We start from the raw sequence: 6,921 nt of genomic DNA, 5'->3' as shown, positions 1-6,921 counted from the left end.
GGCGTACCCCGCGGAGGGGGTACCCCGGGCCCGCGGGGGTGGGCGTCGGCTCACAGGGAAGGCGTGCTTCACTGGGAGCATGCTCCGATACACCGCCCTGCGCTTCGGCCTCATCGTCGCCAGCTTCGGTGTCATCTGGGGCCTGGTCCGGCTGCACATTCTGCCGGCCGGGCTCGGTGACTCGAACTACTTGTGGGTCGCGCTCCTCGCCCTCGTCGTGTCCGCCCCGCTGAGCTGGGTCCTGCTGCGCGGAGTGCGCGAGCAGGCCGCGCTCACCGTCTCGCAGCGGGTCGAGCGCACCCGGCTCAACCTGATCGCCAATACCGAGCAGGAGGACGCGGCCGACGACGCCGCGCGCGGTGACGCCGCGAGGGACGGCGCGCCCCGCACCGCCTGATGCCGGCTGCCGGCAGCCGGCGGGTGCCGCGGGCGGAACGCGAGCGGCAGATGCTCGACGCGGCCGTGGCGACCTTCGCCCGGCGCGGCTACCGGGCGGCGTCCATGGACGAGATCGCCGAGGCGGCCGGGGTCAGCAAGCCGATGGTCTACCTCTACCTCAACTCCAAGGACGAGCTGTTCACCGCGTGCATCCGGCGTGAGGCCGACGCCCTCGCCGCGGCGGTACGTGACGCTGTCGAGGAGGGTGCCGGCCCGGAGCGCCAGCTGTGGAGCGGTTTGCTCGGCTTCTTCGAGCACACCGCGGCGCACCCCGACGGGTGGACGGTCCTGTACAGCCAGGCCCGTACGGTGGGCGAGCCCTTCGCCGCCGAGGTCGCCGTCCTGCGGGCGGAGATCGTCGACTTCGTCGCCGGGCTGATCGCGGCGGCCTGCGGCTCGCAGGACGTGGCCGGCTACGCCCACGCGCTCGTGGGCGCCGCCGAGTCCCTCGCCGGGTGGGCCGCGTCGTCCCCCTCGCCCGCGCTGAGCGGCGAGGACCTCGCGGCCACCCTGATGAACTTCGCCTGGTCGGGACTCGCCGCTCTGCTGCCGCCCCCGGCGGGCTCCCCGCCGGGGGCGCCGGCCGCCTGGCGCGGCCTCAGCAGTCGGGGATGACCGTCCCGTTGTTGTCCTTCGCCTCGTCGTTGCCCCAGCGCGAGAGGTAGTACGCGGACACGTACTGCTTCGCCGGGCCGCTGTCGGGGTCGGTGCGCAGCCACCAGTGGTTGTAGGACGAGCCGCTGCCGATGTTGCGGCCCCACGCCTTGCAGTAGACGTAGTTCGTGCCGCCGTTGAGCGTGCCGGTCTGCGCGGTGCTGGTGGGCGAGGCGTAGACGGGGGCGCTGGCGAAGGTGTCCACCCAGTATCTGGTGCCGGCGGGCGGCGGGGCGGCGGCCGAGAAGGTGACGGTGACCCAGTCGTTGTCGGTCATGCCGAGGCCGTCCCAGAAGGTGCCGTCGGCCAGGTCGATGCCGGCCGGGTTGCTGACGGCGCGGCCGAACTCGTCGTGGCCGCCGTTGTAGCCGCTCTGGTAGGCGGCCTGCGCCTCGGGGGTGCCCTGCGGAAGGTCGCCCCAGGACTGGCGGGTGCCCGGCGGGTTCCAGTAGTCGTCGGTGGTGTTCCACGGGCCGACGTCCCAGATCGGGGCGGTCTCGCAGCGGCTGCCGTGGCAGACGGTGACCTGGTAGGTGCGGCTGCCGTTGCTGTCGAGCAGCCGGCGCGAGGGCAGCGCCACGAAGTGGTCGCGGTTGGCGATCACATGGCCGTTGGCGGTGGTGCCGCCGACCAGGCCCTCGCGGGTGGCGAACACCCGGTAGGCGGCGGCCGCCGCCTGCGGCCGGGCGACCGCCGCGGGCTGCGGCGCCGCGGCGTCCAGCCGTACCGACGACACCGACGGGGCGGCGGCTCCCGCGGGCGCGCTGAGCACCAGGCGCACCTGGACGGCGGAGACGGGCGTGCTGAAGGTGACCGCGGCGCCCGCTGCGGCCGTCGTCCACTGGGTCCAGACGCCGGACGCGTCGCGGCCCCTGACGTCGGTGTCCACGGCGGACCCGGCCGGCCGGGTCACGGCGGTCCGTACGGTCAGCGCGGGGACGGCCGAGCCGAGCGCGGTGACCGGCGCCGTGTATTCGCCGTAGGAGCGGCCCGCGGGCATCGCCGCGGGGTGGGCGCGCAGGTCGCGGACCGTCACCCGGCCATGGGACAGGACGGTGTTGTCGGACCCGGCTGCCGTCAGATCGACCGGCCAGCTCGTCCTCGCGGCCGACGCGGCGGCCTCCGGGCGCGCCTGGGCCGCACCTGGTGTCGCCAACGACACGAGGACGGCGCCGAGGGCGGCGGCCACGACGGACATACGGCGCCTTGCTGCGTGCATCTGCCACCTCGCGGTAGGGGAGTCGCTGCGGTCGTGCGTCGCAGTGGTGCGGGGACCCTAGCCGCGGCCGTTCCCGGGCCACAAGGAATTGGCATATACATGGCAGGAAGATGCTACGGGCGGCGCCCAAGCCGGGTCAGGATCCGGCTCAAGGTGTCGCCGTCCGGCGGCGCGGACAGCGCGGGGGTGAAGGCCGCGGAGGCGGCCGGGACCGCCATTGCCAGCGGCAGTACGGCCTCCACCAGGTCCGCGTCCGGGGTGAAGGGGACCTCCAGGGCGGTCGCGACGTCCCAGGCGTGGACGACGTAGTCCAGGAAGTGGAAGCCGATGGCCCGCGCGGCGGGGAAGGCGGGGCCGCCCGCGGTGAATTCCGGCAGCGCGAAGGGCTGGTCGCCGTCCGCCACGTCCGCGAAGGCGGTGAGTACGTCCGCCGCGGCGGCCTCGTGGTCCGCGACCGGGTCGGCGCCGCCTTCGACGGCCCAGACCGCGAGGTCGCCGCCGCGGCCCCTCGCGGCGGCGGCGAAACCCCGGTGCTGAGCCGTCATATGGGCGAGCAGGTCGGCCAGGGTCCACCCGGCGCACGGTGTGTCCCGGACCAGATCGGCTACGGTCGTCTGCCGGACGAGCCCGGCGCTGAGCCGGACCGCCCTCGCGTCCAGTGCGCGCATCCGTGCGAGATCGGTAGGCATATGCTTATCGTGTGCTTGTGCACATCATCTGTCAAGGGAGCACCTCGGTATGTCCGCCCCGCCCCGCAGGGACCTCGCGGCGATGATCGTCCCCCTCGGCCGCGCGCTGACCGCGGCCGAACTCCCGGTGCTGCGCGAGCACGGCCTGACCATGTGGGCGTACTCCGTCCTGCTGCGGCTCGACGAGCAGCCGCTGCGCAGCCAGGCGGCGCTGGCCGGGGCGATCGGCGCGGACAAGACCCGGATCATCGAGGTCCTCACCGACCTCGGCGACCGCGGCCTGATCAGCCGTACCCCCGACCCGGCCGACCGCCGGGTGCGGCTGCTGGCGCTGACCCCTGAGGGCCGCCGGATACGGGACGCGGCGCAGGCCGCGATCCAGCGCCGGGAGGAACGGCTGCTGGCCCGGCATCTGTCGCCGGGCCAGCGCGCGGGCCTGCTGGACGCCCTCCAGGTGCTGGCCGCGCTGCCCCCGGAGGCGGTCAGCGACCCGGAGCCGTGACCGTACCGCTGACGCTGACGCTGACGCTGACGGCGGTCAGCGGTCCGGAGGTGTGACGGTGCCGGTGACGTGGACGCGGGGGCCGGAGCGGACCTCGAAGCGGTCGCCGCGGGCCGCGTACTCGACGGTGGACGGCAGCAGGACGGGCTGCCGGAAGTCCGCGGTGACGCCGGTCGCGCCCGGGTGTTCCGCCGCGCACCGGGCGACCGTCCACATCCCGTGCACGATGGCCCGCCGGAAGCCGAGCGGACGGGCGGTCAGCGGGTACAGGTGGATCGGGTTGTAGTCGCCGCTGACCCGGGCGTGCTGCCGCCCGAGCCCGGCCGCCAGCGGCCACCGCGCCACCACCGGCAGCTCGGCCGCGTCGGGCGCCGGGCCGGCCGCCTCGTGGGAGCCGGGGACCCGGTGTCTGGCCAGGTAGCTGCTGCGGTCCTCCCAGACCAGCTCGCCGTCCACCCGCGCCTCGGTCACCACCGTGACCTCCGTGCCCCGCCGGTGCGGGCGCAGCCCGGCCGCGTGGACGGTCAGGTCGGGGCGGTCGGCGGCGGTGAGCGGCCGGCGGCTGCGGATGGTCACCGAGGTGTGCACCAGGCCGAGCAGCGGCAGCGGGAAGGCGCGGGCGGCCATGAGGCGGGCCGCGAGCGGGAACCCGAGGATGTGCGGGTAGGTGAGCGGGAGTTCGGCTCCGCCCGGGGCGTAGCCGCACACGCGGGCGTACGCGGCCAGGCGGGCCGGCTCGACCCGTACCGCCGGCGCGGTCAGCCGGTCCCGCGGCACTTCCGCGCCGGGGGAGGGGTGCTTGCCCAGCCCGGTGAGTACGCCCCGGCCCAGCGTCAGCAGCAGCGGCGCCATCTCAGGCGCCCAGCAGGGACTGGCCGCAGACCCGTACGACCTGGCCGTTCAAGCCGCCGGAGGTCGCCGCCGACAGCCAGGCGACGGTCTCGGCGACGTCGATGGGCAGGCCGCCCTGCCCGAGGGAATTCATCCGGCGGCCCGCCTCGCGGATGACCAGCGGTACGGCCGCGGTCATCCTGGTCTCGATGAAGCCGGGGGCGACCGCGTTTGCGGTGATGCCGCGCCCGCGGACCTCCGCGTCGGCGGCCAGCGCGCGTACCCAGCCGATGATCCCGGCCTTGGAGGCGGCGTAGTTGGTCTGCCCGGCATTGCCCGCGATGCCCGCGATGGAGGCGGTGCCGACGATCCTGGCGTGCTCGTTGAGCGCGCCCGTCTTGAGCAGGTGGCCCGTGGTCCGCAGGACGCTGCCGAGGTTGACGTCGATGACGCTGCTCCAGCGGTCGGCGGCCATGTTGGCGAGCTTGCGGTCCCGGGTGATGCCCGCGTTGTGGACCAGGACGTCCAGGCCGTCCGGCAGCGCGGCGGCGATGCGTTCGCCCGCGTCGGGCGCGGTGATGTCGAGCGGCAGCGCGCTGCCCCCGAGCCGGGCCGCCACCTCGGCGAGCGCGTCGCCCGCCTGCGGCACGTCCAGGCAGACCACGCGGGCGCCGTCCCGGGCCAGGGTCTCCGCGACGGCCGCGCCGATACCGCGGGCGGCGCCGGTGACCAGCGCGGTCCTGGCGCCGCCCGCCGGCACCTCGGGCGCGGGGCCGACCTCGATCACCTGCCCGCTGACGTAGGCGGACCTGGGCGAGAGCAGGAAGTCCAAGGTGGAGTCCGCGGCGGCGCCCGGGGCGAGCCGCACCAGCTGGACGGTGCAGCCGCGGCCGATCTCCTTGCCCAGTGAGCGGACGAAGCCCTCAAGTGCCTGCTGGGCGGCGGCATGCGCGAGGCCGCCGTCCTGCGGCCGGGCGCCGAGCACGACGATCCGCCCGCACGGGGCCAGCGAGCGGGCCAGCGGGTGCAGGGCCGCGTGCACGCCCCCCAGGCCTTCCGGGTCCGCGACCCCGGCGGCGTCCAGCACGACGGCCCCGTACGTACCCGTGCCGTCCGGCACCGCGTCGCCCGCGGTCAGCCGCAGGACGGGCCCGGGCAGCTCCGGCGTCCGCTCCGACCAGCGGCGCAGGGCGGCGGGCTGCGGCAGGCCGAGGCGGCGGGTGACGAAACGGCCGGGGGCCGTGCCGGTGAGGCGGAGATAGCGGTCGGCCATTGGCCTTCTCCTTACTCTGGAGTAAGTTTACCGGCGGTAAGGCTACTGGTGAGTCACGCAGATCGGAAGTTCGGGAGACCGCATGCAGACCGTCCGCCGGGTCGCCGTCATCGCCGGCAACCGCATCCCCTTCGCGCGTTCCGACGGCCCCTACGCCACAGCGTCCAACCAGGACATGCTCACCGCCGCGCTCGACGGCCTCGCCGAGCGCACCGGGCTCGCCGGCGCGCGGGTCGGCGAATTCGCGGCGGGCGCGGTCCTCAAGCACAGCCGGGACTTCAACCTCGCCCGCGAGACCGTGCTCGGCTCCGTCCTCGACCCCGCCACCCCCGCGTACGACCTCCAGCAGGCGTGCGGCACCGGGCTCCAGGCGGTCTTCGCGGTCGCCGCGAAGATCGCGCTCGGCGTCATCGACTCCGGCATCGCGGGCGGCGCCGACACCACGAGCGACGCCCCGCTCGGCGTCAACGACGAGCTGCGCAGGACGCTGCTCGCGGCCCGGCGCGCCAAGACGGCGGGCGGGCGCGCCCGGGCACTCACCGCGGTACGCCCGCGGCACCTCGTGCCGGAGATCCCGCGCAATGCCGAACCCCGCACCGGCCTGTCGATGGGCGAGCACGCGGCCCTCACCGCCGCGCGGTGGGGCGTCACCCGGCAGGCCCAGGACGAGATCGCCGCGACGAGCCACCAGCGGCTCGCGGCGGCGTACGAACGGGGCTTCCTCGACCCGCTCGTCACGCCCTACCGCGGGCTCACCCGCGACCAGAACCTGCGGCCCGACTCGACCGTCGAGAAGCTCGCCCGGCTGCGCCCGGTCTACGGCGGCCCCGGCGGCACGATGACGGCGGGCAATTCCACGCCGCTCACCGACGGGGCCGCCGTCGTCCTGCTCGGCAGCGAGGAGTGGGCCGCAGAGCGCGGACTCGAACCGCTGGCCTTCCTGACGGCCTACGAGACCGCGGCGGTGGACTACGCGTCCGGCGAGGAGGGGCTGCTGATGGCGCCCGCGTACGCCGTGCCCCGGATGCTCGCGCGGGCCGGGCTCGGGCTCGGCGACTTCGACTTCTACGAGGTGCACGAGGCTTTCGCCTCGCAGGTGCTGGCGACGCTGGCCGCGTGGGAGGACAAGGCGTACTGCGCGGAGCGCCTCGGGCTCGACGCGCCGCTCGGCTCCGTCGACCGGGACCGGCTCAACGTCGCCGGCTCCTCCCTCGCGACGGGGCATCCCTTCGCGGCGACCGGGGCGAGGATCGTGGGCACGCTGGCCCACCTGCTCGCCGAGCGGGGGAGGGCGGGGCGCGGGCTCATCTCCGTC

8 protein-coding genes are annotated in these 6,921 nt (G+C 75.3%); 4 read left to right on the top strand and 4 right to left on the bottom strand.

Translation table 11 applies throughout. The features are described from left to right. The first annotated feature begins 79 nt into the window (after positions 1-79). Positions 80-397 carry a DUF4229 domain-containing protein gene (locus V7E46_RS31415; protein WP_333771594.1) on the top strand — a complete coding sequence of 106 codons (318 nt, stop codon included), beginning with the start codon at positions 80-82 and terminating at the stop codon, positions 395-397. Continuing rightward, entirely contained in the window at positions 397-1,053 is a 657-nt protein-coding gene (locus V7E46_RS31410) for a TetR/AcrR family transcriptional regulator (RefSeq protein WP_333771593.1), read from the top strand. Before V7E46_RS31415 ends, V7E46_RS31410 begins: the two co-directional genes overlap by 1 nt. Here the strand turns inward: V7E46_RS31410 and V7E46_RS31405 are convergent. After that, the gene (locus V7E46_RS31405; RefSeq protein ID WP_333771592.1) at positions 1,037-2,290 is read right to left on the bottom strand and encodes an SH3 domain-containing protein; all 1,254 of its coding nucleotides are present in this window, start codon (positions 2,288-2,290) and stop codon (positions 1,037-1,039) included. The genes V7E46_RS31410 and V7E46_RS31405 overlap by 17 nt on opposite strands. A 134-nt stretch (positions 2,291-2,424) precedes the next feature. Continuing rightward, positions 2,425-3,000: a TIGR03086 family metal-binding protein gene (locus V7E46_RS31400; protein ID WP_333771591.1), complete on the bottom strand. Its 576-nt coding sequence runs from the start codon at positions 2,998-3,000 to the stop codon at positions 2,425-2,427. A 49-nt stretch (positions 3,001-3,049) separates the two neighbouring features. On the opposite strand from V7E46_RS31400, the gene V7E46_RS31395 reads away from it, so the two are divergent. Further along, on the top strand, positions 3,050-3,502 hold the full coding sequence (locus tag V7E46_RS31395; protein ID WP_333771590.1) for a MarR family winged helix-turn-helix transcriptional regulator: 453 nt from the start codon (positions 3,050-3,052) through the stop codon (positions 3,500-3,502). A 36-nt stretch (positions 3,503-3,538) separates the two neighbouring features. Here V7E46_RS31395 and V7E46_RS31390 read toward each other — a convergent pair whose 3' ends face one another. Beyond that, on the bottom strand, positions 3,539-4,354 hold the full coding sequence (locus V7E46_RS31390) for a MaoC/PaaZ C-terminal domain-containing protein (protein WP_333771589.1): 816 nt from the start codon (positions 4,352-4,354) through the stop codon (positions 3,539-3,541). A 1-nt stretch (position 4,355) separates the two neighbouring features. Then, positions 4,356-5,606, bottom strand: a complete 1,251-nt coding sequence (locus V7E46_RS31385; RefSeq protein WP_333771588.1) for a 3-oxoacyl-ACP reductase — start codon at positions 5,604-5,606, stop codon at positions 4,356-4,358. An 82-nt stretch (positions 5,607-5,688) separates the two neighbouring features. Between V7E46_RS31385 and V7E46_RS31380 the strand changes: the two genes are divergently transcribed. Further along, a partial coding sequence (locus V7E46_RS31380) for an acetyl-CoA C-acetyltransferase (protein ID WP_333771587.1) occupies positions 5,689-6,921 on the top strand: 1,233 nt, incomplete at its 3' end.

Origin of the sequence: Streptomyces sp. IBSBF 2435 (assembly GCF_036815005.1) — a bacterium.
GTDB lineage: Bacteria > Actinomycetota > Actinomycetes > Streptomycetales > Streptomycetaceae > Actinacidiphila.
Note: the sequence above shows the minus strand (reverse complement) of the source record. Positions and strands in the feature narration are given on the sequence as shown.